1 protein-coding gene is annotated in these 1,278 nt (G+C 54.9%); it reads left to right on the forward strand.

All coding sequences use genetic code 11. The features are described from left to right. Nucleotides 1-162 precede the first annotated feature (162 nt). Nucleotides 163-1,278: DNA topoisomerase IV subunit B family protein (locus tag AC1RPU_RS07585; protein WP_481769577.1), on the forward strand; the 1,116-nt coding region annotated here is incomplete at its 3' end.

Raw genomic sequence — 1,278 nt, forward strand, 5'->3', positions numbered from 1 at the left:
GATATGTTCATACCGTGATCGAGATCAAGAAGGGTGGAGAATACGTTCCCACGTATTCGACACGTTGCCGTTACGCGGACGTGTCGAATGTACTCCCTGTCGTCACACAGCTGATGACGGTTTTGCAGTTCAATCCCAGTAACCTTGAGGTAGAAGCCTGAAATGGCAACTAAGAAGTTTGTAAGTGATGATGTGAAGACTCTGCGGTTCCCCGAGTCGATCCAGTCTAACCCCGGTATGTACATCGGTGGCACCGACGCCTCGGGACTCTGGGTAGTGATCCGAGAAATGTTGGACAACGCAGTGGACGAACACATTGCTGGTCGCGGCACCTCGGTTCAGCTGTACGCTGATTCCGGCACCTACTGGGTGCAGGATGATGCAAATGGTATCCCACAGGGTATCAAGAAACACACCGTGAAGATCAATGGCAAGGATGTTGTGGTGAAGACCCCGACAATGCAGGCCATCTTCTCGGAGCTGCACACATCTGGCAAGTTTTCGGGTAGTGCGGCTTACGCAGCAGCGCGCGGCACTCACGGTGTTGGTGTTAAGGCCACGAACGCTCTTTCCGATTCGATGGAAGTGTGGACGATGTTCGAAGGCGCATGGTACTACGTCGCATTCGAGAATGGCCACCTCGTGACCGAAGTCACGAAGATGAAGAAAGGCCCAAAGCGTTGGGATGGTAAGACTCCGGAACGTGGCACCCTGATCCGGGTCGTACCCAGTACCTCAATCTTCAGCGCTAAGTCGTTCCCGGCGTCCGTCGCTATCGAATGGGCTGAACTCGCAGCCTACCTCACTCCCGGATTCAAGGTCACCATCAGTAGTCCTAAGGTGACTAAGGAGTTCTTCAGTAAGCGCGGCCCTGTAGAACTCATCGAGAAGATGATGGAGAAGATCGGGTGCTCGGGCGAGAAGGAGATGTTCGTCTATAAGTCCGAGCTGGCCGACGTTATCGTCGCGTTCACAAACGCCGATGGTTATCAGGTCAAGGGCTACACGAACGGTCTGGGCCAGTCGAGCGGCGGTAAGCACGTTGATTCTGTGTCAGGTGCCTTGTACACGGCGCTCAAACCTTGGATCAAAACCAAAAAGGTTGCTGGCAAGCAGGTTCCGGTGTTCCGGGAAGCTGACCTGAAAGAAGGTCTGGTAGGTCTCGTGAACATGTACCTGAGCAAAGCCACGTTCACGTCTCAGGACAAGGCGAAGCCCTCGGACGATCGCGCCGGGCCCGAGTTCGAGGCCATGCTCGTGGCCGAAGCCACCGAGTTC

Source organism: Dellaglioa sp. CoH-55-MRSF-7 (genome assembly GCF_056782235.1).